General features: G+C 74.1%; 14 protein-coding genes and 1 pseudogene. 4 read left to right on the top strand and 11 right to left on the bottom strand.

The window, feature by feature from the left end:
- Positions 1-21: 21 nt before the first annotated feature.
- Entirely contained in the window at positions 22-999 is a 978-nt protein-coding gene (locus H958_RS38680; RefSeq protein WP_051324520.1) for a glycosyltransferase family 2 protein, read from the bottom strand.
- A 135-nt stretch (positions 1,000-1,134) separates the two neighbouring features.
- Here H958_RS38680 and H958_RS47700 point away from each other — a divergent pair, with 135 nt between their 5' ends.
- From H958_RS47700 to H958_RS0119220, 3 genes are all read left to right on the top strand, one after another.
- On the top strand, positions 1,135-3,027 hold the full coding sequence (locus tag H958_RS47700; protein ID WP_028059857.1) for a hypothetical protein: 1,893 nt from the start codon (positions 1,135-1,137) through the stop codon (positions 3,025-3,027).
- 50 nt (positions 3,028-3,077) lie between these two features.
- Positions 3,078-3,962 (top strand): alkaline phosphatase family protein, encoded by an 885-nt coding sequence (locus H958_RS47695; RefSeq protein WP_037410846.1) that lies wholly within the window; start codon positions 3,078-3,080, stop codon positions 3,960-3,962.
- Positions 3,963-4,032: 70 nt separating this feature from the next.
- Positions 4,033-5,592, top strand: a complete 1,560-nt coding sequence (locus H958_RS0119220; protein ID WP_156028073.1) for a tyrosine-protein kinase family protein — start codon at positions 4,033-4,035, stop codon at positions 5,590-5,592.
- 274 nt (positions 5,593-5,866) lie between these two features.
- Here H958_RS0119220 and H958_RS49120 read toward each other — a convergent pair.
- The 8 genes and pseudogenes from H958_RS49120 to H958_RS0119175 form a co-directional block, all read right to left on the bottom strand.
- Positions 5,867-6,076, bottom strand: a pseudogene (locus tag H958_RS49120) (hypothetical protein); the annotation flags it as partial.
- Between the two features lie 294 nt (positions 6,077-6,370).
- Positions 6,371-7,387 carry an FTR1 family protein gene (locus tag H958_RS38665; RefSeq protein WP_051324517.1) on the bottom strand — a complete coding sequence of 339 codons (1,017 nt, stop codon included), beginning with the start codon at positions 7,385-7,387 and terminating at the stop codon, positions 6,371-6,373.
- A 629-nt stretch (positions 7,388-8,016) separates the two neighbouring features.
- On the bottom strand, positions 8,017-9,306 hold the full coding sequence (locus H958_RS0119205) for a sensor histidine kinase (protein WP_051324516.1): 1,290 nt from the start codon (positions 9,304-9,306) through the stop codon (positions 8,017-8,019).
- Positions 9,303-9,974 (bottom strand): response regulator transcription factor, encoded by a 672-nt coding sequence (locus H958_RS0119200; protein ID WP_028059854.1) that lies wholly within the window; start codon positions 9,972-9,974, stop codon positions 9,303-9,305. Before H958_RS0119200 ends, H958_RS0119205 begins: the two co-directional genes overlap by 4 nt.
- A 250-nt stretch (positions 9,975-10,224) precedes the next feature.
- On the bottom strand, positions 10,225-10,530 hold the full coding sequence (locus H958_RS0119190; protein WP_028059852.1) for a hypothetical protein: 306 nt from the start codon (positions 10,528-10,530) through the stop codon (positions 10,225-10,227).
- A gap of 126 nt (positions 10,531-10,656) precedes the next feature.
- Positions 10,657-11,685: a GGDEF domain-containing protein gene (locus H958_RS43665; protein WP_156028072.1), complete on the bottom strand. Its 1,029-nt coding sequence runs from the start codon at positions 11,683-11,685 to the stop codon at positions 10,657-10,659.
- 56 nt (positions 11,686-11,741) lie between these two features.
- The gene (locus tag H958_RS38655) at positions 11,742-12,266 is read right to left on the bottom strand and encodes a methylated-DNA--[protein]-cysteine S-methyltransferase (protein WP_051324515.1); all 525 of its coding nucleotides are present in this window, start codon (positions 12,264-12,266) and stop codon (positions 11,742-11,744) included.
- A gap of 58 nt (positions 12,267-12,324) precedes the next feature.
- Positions 12,325-12,921 (bottom strand): TetR/AcrR family transcriptional regulator, encoded by a 597-nt coding sequence (locus H958_RS0119175; RefSeq protein ID WP_051324514.1) that lies wholly within the window; start codon positions 12,919-12,921, stop codon positions 12,325-12,327.
- 235 nt (positions 12,922-13,156) lie between these two features.
- Between H958_RS0119175 and H958_RS0119170 the strand changes: the two genes are divergently transcribed.
- The gene (locus H958_RS0119170; RefSeq protein WP_028059849.1) at positions 13,157-13,468 is read left to right on the top strand and encodes a putative quinol monooxygenase; all 312 of its coding nucleotides are present in this window, start codon (positions 13,157-13,159) and stop codon (positions 13,466-13,468) included.
- Between the two features lie 5 nt (positions 13,469-13,473).
- Here H958_RS0119170 and H958_RS0119165 read toward each other — a convergent pair whose 3' ends face one another.
- Positions 13,474-13,872: a VOC family protein gene (locus H958_RS0119165; protein ID WP_028059848.1), complete on the bottom strand. Its 399-nt coding sequence runs from the start codon at positions 13,870-13,872 to the stop codon at positions 13,474-13,476.
- 38 nt (positions 13,873-13,910) lie between these two features.
- On the bottom strand, positions 13,911-15,074 hold the full coding sequence (locus tag H958_RS0119160; RefSeq protein ID WP_028059847.1) for a CaiB/BaiF CoA transferase family protein: 1,164 nt from the start codon (positions 15,072-15,074) through the stop codon (positions 13,911-13,913).
- Between the last annotated feature and the right edge of the window lie 347 nt (positions 15,075-15,421).

Genomic DNA, 15,421 nt, shown 5'->3' with positions numbered 1-15,421 from the left:
GGCCAGAAACGCGCCGCCATGTCAAGGCGGGCTGCGGCGCTCGTCGCGTTTCCGCGCTCGCGCGGTCACCTCCGCGACGCTGCCCGCGACGTAGCCGAGCGTGGTGAGCGCCAGGCCCATGACGATCGCGGTCGCCCGGGCGAGCCCCCACGGATCGCCGCGGCGGGCGTCGCCGATGCCCCTCAACACGCCGGCCGGGAGGGTGCGCCGGACGTACTCGCGCTCGGAGGCGAGCGCGTCGCCGGGGCCCGCCGCCGACGACACGCGCGCCTTGGAGATGCCCTCGGCGAAGCAGCGCGAGCAGAAGTAGCTCCAGGTCGTGCGGCCCTCCGGGACGCGATGGGCGACCCTGGAGCGCGGCTCGTAGAGGAACACGCCGTCACCGCGCCGCCGGCGCGCGCGGATGCACAACTCGGTCTCCTCGCAGCCGAGCGGGATCGGTCCCACGCGCCCGATGCCCGTCTGGAAACCGCCGGCGAGCTCGAACACGTCCCGCCGCATCGACATGCTCGCGCCGATCACATTGCGGACGGGAGCGCGCCGGGTCGGCAGGCCCTCGTAGCTGCAGCCGACGACCCACTGGAACTCCGGCGGGAACGCGGCCGGACGCTCGCCGGCCCAGCGCGGCTCGATCGCTCCGCCCACCCCGAGCACCTCCGGCTCGGCGTATGGAGCGGCGAGCCACTGCAGCCAGTCCGGCTCGGCGATCGCGTCGTCGTCCAGGAACGCCACGACGGCGCCGCGCGCTCTGCGCAGGCCGCTGTTGCGGGCGCCCGACAGCCCGCGCGGCTCCTCGTTCTCGATCACGATCGCGCCCGGCAGCCCGCGGCGGGCGAGCTCGAGCAGGGCGGGGTTGTGGTCGATGACCACGATCGTCTCGAGCGGCGGCAGGGACTGGGCGCGCACGGACTCGACGGCCTCCTGGAGCTCCGGCCAGCGGCGATCGGCATAGGCGCAGATCACGACGGAGACGGCGACCGCGGCCGTGGCCTCGAACATGCGTGCAACACTACGCCTGGCGCGAGGAGAAGGACTGACGGACAGTTTGCGGTTGAGCGTTCGAAGCATGACGTTGCATCCGCGCCGGTGGGCGTACGGCGGGGACGTTCTGCGCGAGGCCGCACCGCGAGCCGGATGACCGCCTACGAGGATCAGCGGCGCGTCGCTGCGCCGAACGCGGCGCACTGGGACTCGCCCCCGGTGCTGCCCGAAGGCCTGCGGCCGGGGACGGCCGACGGCGCGATCGCCACCGCGCCGGTGCCGCTGCCCTGGACGCGGCTCGCGACGCCGGCCGCCGCCCACGCGGGCGTCGCCGGCGCCGCGCTCTTGTGCTGGGCGGTCGCGCTGACCGGCACCGACCTGGGCCGGATCTCGGGCTACGGGCTGCTCGCGGCGCTGCCGCCCGCCTATTACGCCGCCCTGGCGCTGCTCGCCGGCGGCTTCGCGGTCGCGGCGACGCGCCGCCGCGTGCAGCCGGCGGTCCTCGGCCTGTACGTCGTCGCGCTCGTGGTCGTGCTGCACGCGACGACCGCGCTGCTGTACTCCGAGCCGCGGTACGCATGGACGTACAAGCACCTCGGCGTGATCGACTACATCGCCGGGCACGGCTCGGTCGATCGCTGGATCGACGTCTACCAGAACTGGCCTGGGTTCTTCGCGCTCAACGCCTGGTTCAGCCGGGCCACGGGGGTCGCGCCGATCGACTACGCGGCGTGGGCGCAGCCCGCCTTCGAGCTCGCGAACGTCGCCGCGATCCTGTTCGCGTTGCGCGGCGTCACGCGCGATCCGCGCCTGCAGTGGACCGCCGTGTGGATCTTCGTGGTCGCGAACTGGATCGGGCAGGACTACCTCGCGCCGCAGGCGTTCGGGTTCCTGGTCGTGGAGGTCATCCTCGGCCTGATCCTGCGCTGCACGCCGGCGTCCGCGCGACAGACGGCGCTGGGGCGGTGGGTGGACCGCCGCGTCGACCGGATCGCCTCCACGGCGCGGCGCGGGCGCCTGGCCCGCCGGCCCGCACGGGCGGCGCCGCCCATGAGTCCCGCCGCGGCCGTGGTCGTCGGGGCGCTGTGCTCGCTGGCGGTGGTCGTCGCCCACCAGCTGTCGCCGGTCATGCTGATCGTGAGCGTCGGCGCACTCACCCTCATGACCGGCCGGCCGCCGCTCTGGATCGTCTGCGGGCTGATCGCGCTGGAGGCCTGGTGGCTGTACCTCAGCCACGCCTTCCTGCTGGAGCACTTCGCCGTCTTCAGCGTCGACGTCGCCGCGAGCGCCCGGCCCGCGGGCCCCGGCCTGCCCGGAGCCCACCTGGGCGTCGACGTGTCGCGCGCCGCGATGCTCGTGCTGCTGCTGGTGGCCGCGGCGGGAGTCGTACGCCGGCTGCGCGCCGGTCACACGGACGTCGCGCCGCTTGCGCTCGCCGCGGCGCCGGTGCTGGTCGTGGGCATTCAGGCCTACGGCGGCGAGGCGCCCCTGCGGGCCTACCTGTTCGCCCTGCCGTGGCTCGCCTTCTTCGCCGCCGCGGCGTGCGACGCGACGTCCCTGCGCGGGTCCTGGCGGCTTGTGGGCGTGACGGTCCTCCTCGGCATCGGCACGCTGTTCGGCTACTTCGGCCAGGAGATGGTGAACCGGATCGGGCGCGACGACGTGGCGGCGAGCCGCTGGTTCCTGGACCACACGCCGCCCGACGCCAGCCTGATGCTCGTGGCCCCGAACCTGCCGGCCCGGCTGAACGGGCGCTACGCCGAGCGCCTCGACTCGCCGCTGAGCCTGGTCGAGACGCCCGGCTTCCGGCCGCACCGCCTCGGGCCGCAGGACGTCCCGGTCCTGGAGCGCCTGCTGCGCAAGGGCGGAACGCGCGCCCGCTACCTCGCGCTGACGCCGAGCGGCGAGCGCTACGCGCGCTTCTACGGGTTGGCGCCGGGGGACTCCTTCGCTCGCCTCGGGCGCGCACTGGCGGCGTCCCCGGACTTCCGGCTCGTATTCCGCCGCGGCGCGGCGCAGGTCTTCGAGTACGTGGAGGCGGCATGAGCAAGCGAGGGCCTTCGATGTTCGGACTCCCCGTCGGAAGGATGTGGTTCATGGCCGGCACAGCCGTGCTCGCAGTGGCGGTCGCCGCGCTGCTGTCGGTCGTGCCCGGCACGTCCGGCACGCGCGACACGGCAGCCACGATCGGGCCGGTCTGCGGGCGGGCGAAGCGCCCGCCCGCCACCTACGACCACGTGGTCTGGGTGGTGATGGAGAACCACGCGTACTCGCAGGTCATCGGGTCGCGGAGGGCGCCGTACATCAACCGCCTGGCCGCGCGCTGCGGCGTGGCCACGCGCTTCTTCGCGGAGCGGCATCCGAGCCTGCCGAACTACATCGCCATGACGTCCGGTTCGACGCAGGGGGTCACCGACGACGACGGACCGGACGCGCACCAGCTGACCGCGCCGAGCATCTTCTCCCAACTCGGGCCGCGCGGTTGGCGCTCGCTGCAGGAGTCGATGCCCTCGGCCTGTCGTCGCAGCGACGCCGGCGCGTATGCGGTCCACCACAACCCCGCGGCGTATTACACGAACCTGCGCGGCGCCTGTCAGACCAACGTCGTCCCGCTCGGCGCCAGGCCGGATCTCAGCGCGAGGTTCACGTTCGTCACGCCGAACAACTGCCACAACATGCATGACTGCAGCGTCTCGACCGGAGATGCGTGGCTCGAGCGCTTCGTGTCGAAGGTCCTCGCCAGCCGCCAGTACCGAGCGGGGAGAACCGCGATGTTCCTGACCTGGGACGAGGACGACGACGCCAGCGGCAACCACATCCCGACGCTCGTCGTCGCGCCCTCGGTGAGGGCGGGGACACGGTCCGGGGTGCGGTTCGACCACTACTCCATGCTGCGCACGACCGAGGAGATGCTGGGCGTCACGCCGCTGCTGGGCAACGCCGCCTCAGCAAAGAGCATACGCTCAGCGTTCCACCTGTGAGCGCTTGGTCGCCCGGGCGCCGAGGCGGTACAAATCCCAGGTGGCCGCGTTGGACCGCGCTGTCGGGCAGATGGGAGCAGGGCCCCAGCAGGAGCACCGGATCGATCCAGGCCGCCTCGCCCAGGCGCTGCGCGACAACGCGCTCGCGATCGCGCTGGTGGTCACAGGATTGACGCTCTGCACCTACGCGATCGCCTCGTCGGCGGCCAAGCGCTACCGCGCGACCGCCCGCATCGCCGCCTCGGCGGCGCCCCATACGAGCCCGCAGGACGAGGTGCGGTGGTTGCGGACGCAGGTCGCGCTCGTGAAGGGTGCGCCCGTGCTCGCCGCCGCCGCGGCGAAGCTCCCGGGTGAGAGCCGCTCCTCGCTGGCCGGCAAGGTGACGACGGCGATCGCGCCGGACGCCGACCTGATCGAGATCACGGCTCACGACCACGACGCCCGTGGCGCCGCTGCGATCGCGAACGCCGTCGCCGCCGCCTTCCTCAGCCGGCGCGCGGAGAACCGGCGAGCGGCGATCGCGCAGTCCCAAGGCGCGCTGGAGGCCCAGATCGCCCCGCTCGTCGCGATGCCCGACCGCGCCCCCGAGGTCGCGGCGCTGCGAGCCCGCGTCGACGAACTGGTGGTCGCCGCGGCCGGCGCCGGCACCGACCTGCAGCTCGTCCAGCCCGCGCAGGCGCCGGCGCGGCCGTACGCGCCGCGCCCGCTGCGCGCGGCCGCCGGAGCGTTCCTCGCCGCCCTCGTCGCCGCCGTGCTGATCGTCGCGTTGCGCGAGTACCGGCGTCTCGCCGCGTCCAGGCGCGAGGTCGCCCGCCTCGCCGGCGTGCCGCTGCTTGCGGCGCTGCCGGCGTACCCGCCGGTGTCGCCCTGGGACCGCGGCCTGGAGGCCCTGGAGGCCCGCGCGCCGTCGCGGCTGCGGGAGCTGATGGCCGGCGTGGCCGCGCGCCGCCGTGGTGCGCAGGCCGCCCGCCGCGAGCAGGTGCGGGCGGTCGCCGAGGACGGGCTGCGGTCGCTGCTCGCCGCGACGCTGCTCACGTTGCCGCCAGGAGCTCGCCACGTGATCCTGGTCACCAGTCCGGGACGCGGGCGGCACTCGGCGCAGGTTGCCGCCGGCCTCGCGCAGGGGCTGGCCCGGGCGGGCGAGGAGACGCTCGTGCTGTCGAGCGATGTAGCGTCGCCGCAGCTCGCCGACGCCCTCGGCGTGCCCGCCGGTCCCGGGCTGGTACAGGCGCTCGAGCAGGCCCGCACCGGCACCGCGGTGCGCCTGCGCGCCACGCGCGTCCCGGGGCTGGACTCGCTGCACGTCGTCCCGGGCGGCGGCCGCCCTGACGACGGCATCGGGCTCGTGCGGCCGGGGGTGGTGGACGCGCTGTTCGGCGCGCTGAGGGACGCCGGCTACGACTACATCGTCGTCGACGCGCCGGGGCTCCTCGTCGCGCCGGAGGGGTGCCTGGTCGCGCGCGCTGCCGACGCCGCGATCCTCGCCTGTCCCGAGGAGTGCTCGCCCGAGGAGGCGGACGAGGCGCGCCGCGCGCTCGAGCGCCTGGACGTGCGCCTTCTCGGCGCCGTCACCCTTCCCGCAGGCGCCGCCGAGGAGCCGGCGGGAGAGAGCCCCCGCTTGCCGCGGTGACGCCGGAGCCGGGCACGTACGCATGCCCGGCCGCGTATACGCGGCGTCAGTAGCCGCCGCCGATCCTCGTGCCCGCGGCCGACTCCGCGTACCACTTGGCGCCGAACGCCTTGACGCCCTGCCCCTTCGCTTCTGGTCCCGGCTGAAGGCGTAGAGCGGATGACCCTTGTACGTCACCTGCGTGGTCCCGTCGCCGCGCTTGGTCTTCCCGAGCAGCGACTTCCTCGCCGACCCCGGACGCCGTCGGCCTGCCGCTGGTGCGCAGCGGCGGCCACTCCGCCGCGCACGCGCCGGAGCACGTGCTCTTCGACGTCTTGTCCTTCTCGAACAGGTACAGCGTGCGGCCGTGGCCGTCCACGAGGAACGTGCCGAGCTCGCCGTGCCGGGTCTTCAGCGCGGTGGCGCTGCCGGCGGCGTGCCCGGTCGCGCCGACGGCGAGACCGGCCGCCGCGATGACCGCGACCGCGATCAACAGACGACGCATCGGACTTCCTTCGTTGTGGAGCGGAGTCGCGGCGGGGTACGCGGCCTCCGAGCTCCCGGTTCAGCGCGCCGCCGGTTCGAGGGGAGCGGAGGGCAAAGGTCAGGGTGACCCCCTGACCGCCCGGGGCGCGCGAGGTCAGCCCGCTCTTACGGCCGAGTCGCCGCCGCGTCGCGGGGGCCTGCGCGACGGCACGCACCGGACGTTGCCCACGCGCAGGCGTGGATGCGGTCATGAGCCCGATCGACCGCGAGCACCTCGTCGCCCACGCCGGCGACGGGGTCTCCGACGCCGCGCCTAGAAGGGGACCTCGGCGGGTGCGGCGGTGGCGCGGGTGGCGGTGATGGGTTGACCGCGGCGTTGGGGGCGGGTGACCTTGAGGTATTCGGCTGCGTAGTAGGAGCCGATGACGAACGCGGCGGCGAGCAACTGGGCGGCGAGGGTCTCCCACGTGGAGTAGATCTCGAACCAGGCGCCGAGCCAGGTGGGGAGGGTGAAGGGGGTGGGGTCGTTGGGGAGCCAGCCGAGCTCGACGAAGCTCAGGGCGGTGCCGCCCGTCATGACGACCAGGACGACGCCGACGAGGACGCCGGTGAGGATGAGCATGCGGCGGTAGGGCAGCTTGGCGTGCAGCCAGAAGGTCAGGGCGCCGACGATGGCGGTGGCGATGAGGCCGAAGGCGACGCCTTCGAGGACGGTGCCCGACCCGTCTTGGAGTTGGAGGTTCTGGAGGAAGAGGACGACTTCGAAGCCTTCGCGGTAGACGCTGGTGAAGCCGAGGGCGATCAGGCCGAGGGTCGCGGTGTGGCCGGTGCGCGTGAGCAGTTTGCGGCGCTGGCGGTGGTGGCGGGCGATCCACTGCGACCAATAGACCTTGTGCACGAACCAGTTGAGGACGACCAGCAGGACGATGATCGCGAGAAAGCCGGTGATCGCCTCAAGGCGCGGGCCGAGGCCGGAGGCGGCGTCGAGGATCGCTTGGGCGATGAACCAGGTCGCGACGGCGGCGGCGAAGGCGGTGAGGGCGCCGAGGGTGACGGGGCGCCGGCGGGCGGTGTTGGCGCCGCGGAAGCTGGCGGTGACGGCGGCGAAGATCAGCACGGCTTCCAGGCCTTCGCGGAAGACGATCATGCCGGCGTTGAAGACGATCGTCGCGTGGCTTTGGGAGTGGTGGATCTCGGTCGGGTCGATGGGGCCGGTGCTGGCGGTGGCCATGAGGTAGACGAGGCCGGTCACGATGGCGGCGGCGGTGGTCCAGAGCAGGAGGCGGCGGCGGGTCTGGGCGCGGCGGTCGGTGGCGTCGGCGGCGGACATCGTTAGGTCACCCTAACGCACCGGCTGTTACAGGGCCGTTGCAGCGGGCGAGACCCGGGGCGCGATACCCGGGCAGCGCCGCGTTCCGCCGCGGGCCCAGGTTCGGCGGGCGGTCCGTCTCTGCCGGCGGACGTCAACTGCGCGGTAAGGGCGTGAGTCCGATCGCGCCCGGTCACCGTGGGCCGGCTCGGCGATCGCGATCGTTCGTCTCCGCCGCCGTGACGAATCCCTGCCCCCCCGCGCGGTCTCTGCGGCCCGCGGATCTCGGCCGGCGGACGTCAACTGCGCGGTAAGGGCGTGAGTCCGATCGCGCCCGATCGCGATTGGTGGATATTCGTCACAAACGATCGTCTCCGCCCGGCAGGTCCCGGGGGTGACCTACAAACCCTTCGAATAGTTCGAAGGAACGTCGTGCACCCATCGCGCGCCGTGATCGTTTGGGCGGGCGGCTCGCCCCTCGCTTCCCGTACCTGCCGCCGTTGACGCTCGCCGGCGCCGGCGGGGCGCGAAGCAAGCCGCGCGGCTCGCCCCTCGCTTCCCTCACCCGCCGCCGTTGACGTTCGCCGGAGCCGGCAGGGCGCGAGCAAGCCGGGCCGTATGCCCCGCGCCGTCACCCGCCAGTTCAGCGCTCAGGCGGGCAGCCGCAGCTCGAAGCGGCCGCCCTCCTGCGGCACGGCGACGACGTCGCCTCCCGCCGAGCGGGCGAGCCGTCGAGCCAGCGGCAGTCCGAGGCCGGCGCCGCCCGTGTCGCTCACCCCGGGCTCGAAGATCCGCTCCGTATCGTTCGGCGTGACGCCCGCGCCGTCGTCGGCGACGGCGATGACGACGCTGCCGTTCTCGCGCAGCAGGCTGACCTCGACGGCATGCTGCGCGTGGCGCACGGCGTTCTCGAGCAGCGGGTGCAGCGCGCCGGCGACGACGTCCTCCGCGGCGCCGACGGTCAGTGGTGCGCCGTCCGCGTGGACGCTCACGCGCCGGTCGTGCGCCTCGGCGACGGGGCGGACGAGCTGCTGGACGGTGTACGCGGCGGCGAGGGCGTCCGACGAGCCGCGGACCGTGTCGCTGCGCGCGGCCGCCAGCAGCGTGTCGATCACCGCCGCCATCCGGTCGGTGCCGGCGAGCACGGTCTCCAACGCGGCGCGCAGCTCGGCGTCGGACCGGCCGGCGTGGAGCGCGAGCTCGGCCTCGGCGCGGACGCCGCTCAGCGGGGTCCGCAGCTCGTGTGCCATCTCGGCCGAGAAGCGCTGCTCGTGGCGCAGCGCGGCGTCGATGCGGCCGAGCAGTCCGTCGAGCGTCGCGGCGAGGGCGGTGAGCTCGTCGCGCGGCGGGCCAAGTCCGAAGCGGCGGTGCAGGTCGTGCTCGCTCCACTCGGCCGCGCGCTGGGTCATGTCGGCGACCGGGCGCAGGGCGGCGCCGACGGCGCGGCGGGCGACGAGCGCGCCGGCGAGCAGCACGAAGACGTCGAGGACGACCGTGAAGCCGACGGCGATCCGCTCGGTGTGGCGGTATGGGTCCATCGAGACGCCGACGACGACGACGCCGGCCCGGTCGATGGGGCGGGCGAGCAGGCGGACGTGCTCGGTCGGGTTGCGCACCGTCGGCCGGTCGACGCGGGCGAGCGCCTCGACCGCCGCGGCGAGCCGAGCTTCGGCCGGCGAACGCTCGATCGCGCGGCCCTGGCGGTCGAAGATCCACGCGTGCTCGTCGAGCGCCGCGTCGTCGGCCGTCTCCCGGACCCGCAGCGTGCCGTGGCGCGCGTCCAGCGTCGCGAGCTGCGCGTCGGCGCGGTTGGCGAGCACCGCGGAGGCGTCGGCGCTGAGGCGGCTGACGAGCAGCAGATTGAGCGCCACCGAGAGGATTGCCAGCCCGGCGCCGAGCACGGCGACGGTGCCGAGCGTGACGCGCGTGCGCAGGCTCACCGCAGCACGTACCCGACCCCGCGCGCCGTGGCGATCTCCGCGTCGGCCTCGACGGTGCGCAGCTTGCGCCGCAGGCGGCCGATGTATGCGTCGAGCGTGTTTGCGTGCACGATCGCGCCGTCCGGCCACGCGGCCGAGACGAGCTCGCGCCGCCGGACCACCTCGCCGCGGCGCGCGGCCAGCGCCCCGAGCAGCCGGAACTCCGTCGGCGTGAGGGCGGCCGTGCGGTCGCCGGCGCGGACGCCGTGGGCGGCCGGGTCGAGCTGGAGGCCGCCCCGGTCCGCGGCCTCCGGCTCCGCCGCGCGGCGCCGCAGCAGCGCATGGATGCGGACGAGCAGCTCGGCGAGCGCGAACGGCTTGGTGAGGAAGTCGTCGCCGCCGGCGTGGAAGCCGGCGAGCCGGTCCGTCAGTTGCCCGTGCGCGGTGAGGAAGATCACGGGCGCCTCGACGCCGTGGGCCCGCAGCGCCTGGCAGACGTCGCGCCCGTCCGCGTCGGGCAAGCCGATGTCGAGCACCAGCAGATCCGGCGGCAGCGCCGAGAACTCCTGCACGGCCAGCCGGCCGCCGGCCACCGCCCGCACGTCGAAGCCCTCGTCGGTGAGCGCGCGGGTGAGCACCGAGCGCAATCCGGTGTCGTCCTCGCAGATCCCGATCTGGGTCACTCTCACCCCGCCGATGGTGCCATGCCCTCAGCGTGCCGCGTGGCGCCTGAACGGCACCTGAACGCCGGTGGCGGCCACGATCGCGTGCGGCGCCGGCGTCGCGGGTGCGCAGACCGGTCCGGCGCGCGTGGCATCACGGGCATCCTCAATCCGTCGACGCTGGGCGGCACGCCGCCGGCGCAGCCGGCGCAGGTCCTCGACGCGCTGCTCGCGCTCTCTCCGCGAGCCGCCTGACGGCGTTCCGCGGCGCGGCTCGCTACTCGTCGAGCGCGAGGCCGCGCCGCTCGCCGCATGCGGCGCAGCGGTATCCGGTCACGTTGAGCGTGCCGTCGTTCCGGCACTCCCATACGTACCCGAGCGCGCGGATCATCTCGTCGTAGCCCGCGTGCGCACGGTAGGGGCGGCGCTGGAGGAAGCGCGCGGCGAGGCAGGCGTCGGTGAGGCCGAGGTGGTTCCTGCGCCGCTCCTCGTCCCCGAAGTCCGGATCCGGCTCGCCGGCGCGCGTCCAGGTCGTCCCCGCGGCGCGTGCCGGGCGCTGCGGCCGGTGCGCGAGGTCTGGCATGGCCCAACGCTACGGGGATGCGGACCGTCCGTGGCGTCCAGTGGTCCGGTTGCTGGCAGGACGGATGGTCCGGATCCTGGCGCGATCGTCAACCGTGGTTGTCGCTCACCGGTGGAGGACGGAGGGTTACGCGGCCCTGCTCGGCGCCCACACCGAGCTACCCGCGCGCTCGCGCTTCGCCGCGTAGAGCGACAGGTCGGCGCGCCGCTGCAGCTCCTCGGGCGTCTCCTTGCCGTCCCACTCCGCGACCCCGATCGAGCACCCGGTGCCCGCGGTCGCCTCGGCGACACGGGTCGCGATGACGCGCGCCTCGTCGAGTGTGCAGCCGGGCAGCAGGATCGCGAACTCGTCGCCGCCGATGCGCGCGAGCAGGTCGCTCGGGCGCAGCTGCGCGGTCCACGCCGCGGCGCTCTCGCGCAGGCAGCGGTCGCCGGCGGCGTGCCCGGACTCGTCGTTGAGGGCCTTGAAGCGATCGAGGTCGAGCACCGCGACGCTGACCGCGTGCTCGCCGCTTTCCAGCGTCGCGGCGACGTGCTCCTCCCATGAGCGCCGGTTGGCCAGCCCGGTGAGCGAGTCGGTGCGCGCGAGCTCGCTGACCTGAGCCAGCAGCCGCTCGCGCTCGCGCGCGTGACGCCGCGCGCTCCCGGCCTGCTCGCGCGCCTGGGCGACGAGGTGCTGCACCGTCGTGCCGATGATCGCCGCGAGCGCGACCGTCAGGACGCAGCTGCGCCAACCTGTCGCCGGATAGCGCGCCCCGCCGATCGCCACGAGCGGCAGCACCCACACCAGGGCGACGCCGAGGAGCGTCCCGCGGAGCATCCAGCGCGAGCCGTAGAGGGCGACCCACATCACGGGCACGAGCACGAGGATCCCGACGCCGCCGCTCGCGCCGCCGGTGACTTCGCGCAGGACGCCGACGGCGGCGAGGTACGTCAGCGGGCGCCCGAGGCGCAGCCAGGCCGGGCCTGAGGAGCGCGCGAACACGGACATCGCGCCGACCGCCAGCATCAGCAGCCAGCAGATGCCGTAGCCCGCGTAGCTCTCCGCCGATGCCGACCAGGGCAGCGCGAGGACCAGCCCGACGGCCGTCACCGCGGCGAACGGAGCCAGGCGCTGCACGTGGCGCTGCACCGGCTCAGGGGGAAGTCGCTGCACATCCGTGTCATCGGACGCTCGGCGCCGGTCTTCATCCCCGGTCCGGGGGAGGTGGCCTAGCTGAGCGTGAGCTGGCGGAATGCCCAGGCGGGCTCGGGCGCCTGCCCGGCGGCGCCGCGCGCCTCGAGCTCGAGCAGCGCCTGCTTGCGGTGCAGGCCGCCGCCGTAACCCGTTAGCGAGCCGTCGGCGCCGATGACGCGGTGACAGGGGATGACGATCGGCACGGGCGTCCGCCCGACGGTGGCGGCGACGGCGCGGAGCCGGTCGGGGCGCCCGATCGCACGGGCCAGGTCGCCGTAGCTCACCGTCGTGCCGTAGGGGATCACGCGCAGCTGCACCCAGACCTTGCGCTGGAACGCGGTTCCGGCGCTGAGGTCCAGGTCCAGCTCGAACGCCTGCCGGTCGCCCGCGAAGTACTCGTCGAGCTGCTCGGTCGCCACCGCGAAGGCGGCGGGGCGGCGCCCGGCCTCGTCGAGTCGCTCGTCCGAGCCGGGGAAGCGGATGCGGCTCATGCCGGAGGCGCCCGCGATCACCGTCAGCGGCCCGAGCGGGCTCTCGTAGATGGTCCAGGACGTGGTCATGCCGGTATAACGCCCGCGCCGCCCGTCGCGTGAGGGAAATTGGTCCTCAAGGTCCAATTCACTCCGCTGCTGCAGCCGCCCGCACCCGGTCGAGGGCCATGTCGAGCGCGACCTCCAGCGGCGCCGTGTCGCGCGCCGTCTGGGCCAGCAGGTAGCCGCCCTGGAGCGCTGCGAGGATGCCGGTCGCGAGCTTGACCGGGTCCGCCTCGGGCCTGAGCGCGCCGTTCGCCCGCATCCGCTCGAGGCCGGCCGTCAGCAGCGCCTCCCAGTTCCTGAAGTGCGCCGCGAGGGCGGCGCGCGCGTCCTCGTCGCGGTCGGCGAGCTCGCTCGCCAGCGATCCGAGCTCGCAGCCATGCGCGCCGCGGCGGAGTGCGCTCCGGCGGACTGCCGCGTCCCTCCACAGCTCGAGCCCGCGCAGCGAGTCCAGCCGCTGCAGCCGCTGCGTCTGGCGCGCGATCAGCTCGCCGGCCTGGAACGCGATCACCGCGTCAACGAGCGCGTCCTTGTCGGCGAAGTGCTGGTAGAGCTGCGATTTGCTGGTGCCGCTGGCCGCCCGGACGTCGTCCAGCGTCGTCGCGGACACGCCGTTGAGGTGCATCAGATCGGCGGCGGACTCGACGATCCGCGCGCGCGTCGCCGCTCCGCGCGCCGTCAAGCGTGAAGGCCGCCGAGTGCCCACGGGGACAGCGTACCCGGCGGAACCGGTCCAAGCAATTGGACCCTGAAGTCCATCTGCGGGCATGGCACCTTCGGGGCAAGAGCGGGTGCCGCGCCTGCCCGGGAGGGTCCGGCTCGTGAGACAACGCCCTTCAAAGCAGGACCCGGGCTTCCGGGCCGGGTGAATTCGGAGCACCCGGCTCGGCCGCCGCCCTCGGACCGAGGATGCCGTCTTGAGAGAGCTTCAAGTGATCGCCTATTACCGGATCTCCGCCGGCAGCGAGGACGAGGTCCTCTCACTGCTGCCCAGGCTGGCCGCGGCCACCCGCACCGAGCCGGGGAACGTCTTCTTCGCGGCCTACCGCGAGGAGCGCGACGTTCGCAACGTCGTCGTGCTCGAGCGCTACACGTCGCCCGAGGCGTTCGCGGCCCACCGGGAGTCGCAGCATTTCAAGGCGCTCGTCGTGGACCGCATCCTGCCGCGGCTCGACACCCGCGTCGTCCAGACGTGCGACGTCGCCGACCGGCCATGGATGGCCGCCTGACGCCCTCAGGGCTGCTGGACGACGAGCAGCGAGTTGCCGTCGGGGTCGCGGAGCCGGAACATCGGCGGGATGCCCGCGAGCACGGCGCCGGCCCAGTGCAGGACGGAATCGCCTTCGCGCAGGATCGACTCGTCCACGTCGACGCCGCGGGCGCGCAGCGCGGCGTGATCGGCCTCGACGTCCGCGCTGTCGAACGCCACGCCGGTCTCCTCGCCACCGGTGCCGCGCGCGAGCGAGAGCGAGGTCGCGGCGCCCGGCGGCGCCACCTCGATCCAGCGCGCGCCGCCGGCGTAGCCGAAGTCCACGAGCTTCTCGAACCCGAGTGTGCCGGTGTAGAACTCGAGCGCCCGGTCCTGGTCGGCGACGCGGACGAGCACGGTCGACAGCTGGGTGATGTGGGTCATACGGTGCAGACTGCCGCAGGGCGCGGAACTGGTCGCACTCAACGCGCGCTGCCGGCCTCGCGCAGCACCTCGCCCGTGTGCTCGCCCAGCAGCGGCGCCGCGCGCCGCACCGACCCGGGCGTCGCACTCAGCTTGACCGGGATCCCCAGCGCCTTCACCCGCCCCTCGACGGGATGGTCGACCTCGACCACCATCTCGCGCGCCAGCGTGTGCGGATCGTCGAAGACCTCGCGGTAGTCGTGGATCGCCCCGGCGGGGACGCCGGCCTCGAGCAGGATCTCGACCCACTCGCCGGTCCCGCGCACCGCCAGCGCGGACTCCAGCTCGGCGACCAGCTCCGGCCGGTGCTCCATGCGCGCGGCGTTGGTCGCGAACCGCGGGTCCTCGGCCAGTTCCTCGCGCCCGACTGCCGCGCACAACCGCCGCCAGAAGCGCTCGCTGTTGGCGCCGACCGTGATGTGGCCGTCGCCCGTGCGCAGCGCCTGATACGGCGCCGTGAGGCGATGGGCCGAGCCGAGCGGCTGCGGCGTCCGGCCCGTCGCCCACAGCTCCGCGGACTCCCAGATCGAGAGCGCCAGCGCGCCCTCGAACAGCGACGTGTCGATGTGCTGGCCGCGACCGGTGCGCTCGCGCGCGATGCGCGCGGCGAGGATCGCCACCGCGCAGAACAGCCCGGCCGACAGGTCGCCGATCGGGACGCCGCACTTGACGGGCTCGCCGCCTGGCTCGCCGGTCACGCTCATGACGCCGGCCAGGCCCTGCGCGATCAGGTCGAAGCCCGGGCGCTGCGCGTACGGACCGGTCTGCCCGAAGCCGGAGATGCTCGCGTAGATCAGCCGTGGATTGATCGGCTCGAGCGTCTCGTAGTCGACCCCGAGCCGGGCCGCCACGCCGGGGCGGAAGTTCTCGATCAGCACGTCGGCGCCGCGCACGAGCCCGTAGAACTGCTCGCGCTGCCCCGGATCCTTGAGATCCAGCGCCGCGCTGCGCTTGTTGCGGTTGACCGCGAGGAACGCCGCCGTGTCCCCGCCCTCGCGCAGCGGGAAGCCGAGCGAGCGGCGCGCCTGATCGCCGCCCTCGGGCGGCTCGATCTTCACGACGTCCGCCCCCAGGTCGGCCAGCACCTGGCCGCAGAAGGGCCCGGCCATGATCTGCGTGAGCTCGAGCACCTTGAGCCCGGCGAGCGCACCCTCGCTCTGCATGCGGACCATCTTCCCGGGAGCTGTGGCAAGTCCTGCGCGCTGGGAGGAACAGATCGGCACGTCCGGTCGTCCTGATCGGTACACCCTGGAAAGAGAGCCGTCCCGATGTCCACCGCCCCCGCCATCAGCACCGACACCCGCCAGATCGCCGACCTGGTCGCCGCCGTGCGCGGCGCGGTCGGCGTCCAAGCCGACTGGGAGGCCACCGCGCAGCTCGTCGCCGCGGCGCTGCGCCGTCACCTCCCAGGCCCTGACGTCCTCACGCCCGAGGAGCGGCTCGGCGATCCCGACCGCCACCGGAGCCACACCCTGCACGTCGAGCCCGACGGCTCGTTCTCGATCATCGC

This window comes from Candidatus Solirubrobacter pratensis, from assembly GCF_000425945.1.
Taxonomy (GTDB): domain Bacteria; phylum Actinomycetota; class Thermoleophilia; order Solirubrobacterales; family Solirubrobacteraceae; genus Solirubrobacter; species Solirubrobacter pratensis.
Note: the sequence above shows the minus strand (reverse complement) of the source record. Positions and strands in the feature narration are given on the sequence as shown.

Excerpts from the sequence above, each read along its gene's own strand:
- H958_RS38680 (WP_051324520.1), bottom strand. The coding sequence starts at position 999 with ATGTTCGAGGCCACGGCCGCGGTCGCCGTCTCCGTCGTGATCTGCGCC.
- H958_RS47700 (WP_028059857.1), top strand. The coding sequence starts at position 1,135 with ATGACCGCCTACGAGGATCAGCGGCGCGTCGCTGCGCCGAACGCGGCG.
- H958_RS47695 (WP_037410846.1), top strand. The coding sequence starts at position 3,078 with ATGGCCGGCACAGCCGTGCTCGCAGTGGCGGTCGCCGCGCTGCTGTCG.
- H958_RS0119220 (WP_156028073.1), top strand. The coding sequence starts at position 4,033 with ATGGGAGCAGGGCCCCAGCAGGAGCACCGGATCGATCCAGGCCGCCTC.
- H958_RS38665 (WP_051324517.1), bottom strand. The coding sequence starts at position 7,387 with ATGTCCGCCGCCGACGCCACCGACCGCCGCGCCCAGACCCGCCGCCGC.
- H958_RS0119190 (WP_028059852.1), bottom strand. The coding sequence starts at position 10,530 with ATGCCAGACCTCGCGCACCGGCCGCAGCGCCCGGCACGCGCCGCGGGG.
- H958_RS38655 (WP_051324515.1), bottom strand. The coding sequence starts at position 12,266 with ATGACCACGTCCTGGACCATCTACGAGAGCCCGCTCGGGCCGCTGACG.
- H958_RS0119165 (WP_028059848.1), bottom strand. The coding sequence starts at position 13,872 with ATGACCCACATCACCCAGCTGTCGACCGTGCTCGTCCGCGTCGCCGAC.
- H958_RS0119160 (WP_028059847.1), bottom strand. The coding sequence starts at position 15,074 with ATGCAGAGCGAGGGTGCGCTCGCCGGGCTCAAGGTGCTCGAGCTCACG.